This window comes from Clostridium cuniculi (genome assembly GCF_004353185.1).
In the GTDB taxonomy this organism is placed as follows: Bacteria; Bacillota; Clostridia; order Clostridiales; family Clostridiaceae; genus Clostridium; species Clostridium cuniculi.
The window spans coordinates 1-1,271 of sequence record NZ_SMUS01000099.1 but is presented as its reverse complement, the minus strand read 5'-3'; the positions used below and the strand labels follow the sequence as shown (position 1 = coordinate 1,271).

The 1,271-nt window shown below is 27.5% G+C and carries 1 protein-coding gene; it reads right to left on the bottom strand.

The features are described 5' to 3' along the window. Positions 1-42 precede the first annotated feature (42 nt). A protein-coding gene (locus EJJ37_RS19730; protein WP_243124929.1) for an IS3 family transposase occupies positions 43-1,190 on the bottom strand; the annotation gives its coding sequence in 2 pieces (ribosomal slippage) (positions 43-947 and positions 947-1,190; 1,149 coding nt in all). Positions 1,191-1,271: the final 81 nt, after the last annotated feature.

Here is a 1,271-nt window from a genome sequence, read left to right as displayed (position 1 = left end):
TGGATTTGTGTCAATATCTTGGACACAAAAATTCGAACTTACTTAAGCTGCATTCAAAGCCTTAAATTCTACCTCATTAGGAGTATTATAATCAAGAGCTGAATGCAGTCTTTTACTATTGTAAAAACTTTCTATATATTGAAAAATTGATTTTTTAGCATCTTCATACTTTTCATAAGTATTTCTATAAACTTCTTCTTTCTTTAAAACAGCATGAAATGACTCTATACATGCATTGTCATAAGGACACCCTTTTTGACTAAAGGATTGTATTATATTAAATTCATTGCATAGATTTTTCATATCATTACTTGTATATTGTGAACCTAAATCACTATGAAATATTATTTTATTATCTTTGCCTATATCTTGAAGATAACAAGCATTTTTTAGTGCTGCTATAACAAGATCATTTGTCATATTTTTACCGAAAGAGTATCCCACTATTTTCTTAGAGTGTAAATCAAGTACAGAAGCCAAGTAGCACCAACCATCTTTTTGCGTTTTTATATAAGTTATATCTCCTACCCATTTCTCATTTATGCTTGTTGTTGTAAAATCACGCTTCAAAAGGTTTTCTAAACCTTCTTTCGGCTTTTTCTTAGATGTTGGCTTGTATTTTTTTATTATTATAGATTTTATTCCTAATTCTCTCATTAATCTTTGAGTTCTTTTTATAGATATATTAAATCCATTTTTAGAAAGCATTATTTTTATCTTTGGAGCTCCGTATCTACACTTACTTTCTTTATAATACTTTAATATAGCCGTTTTTAGCTTTTCATTCTCAATTTCTCTTTCTGATTTCTTAGGATTTTTCTTACTATAATATGTGCTACGTGGAACGTTTAAAATAGAGCACATTTTTTTAACTCCATAAGTTTCTTTATTGACTTCTATAACTTGTATAATTTTATTTAGTTCTCTTTCGCAAATATGGCCATAGCTTTTTTTAATATTTCATTTTCCTCTTTAATTCTAGCCATTTCTTTCTTTAATTTGGCTACTTCTTTTAATGTTATAACCTCGTCTTCAGATATTTTTATTTCTTTGTTAGCTTTTACCCAGCCATTTATAGTTGATTTTGCTATGCCATATTCACTACTTATTTCAGAAATTGTCATTCCAGATTTATATAAATCTGATATCATTTCTTTATAATCTTCTGTATATTTTTTACCTCTACCCATAGTAGAAACACTTCCTTTCTCTAACTAAATATTATTTTATCTAGTTCGATAAAATGTGTCCACTATTTTATACTAACACCA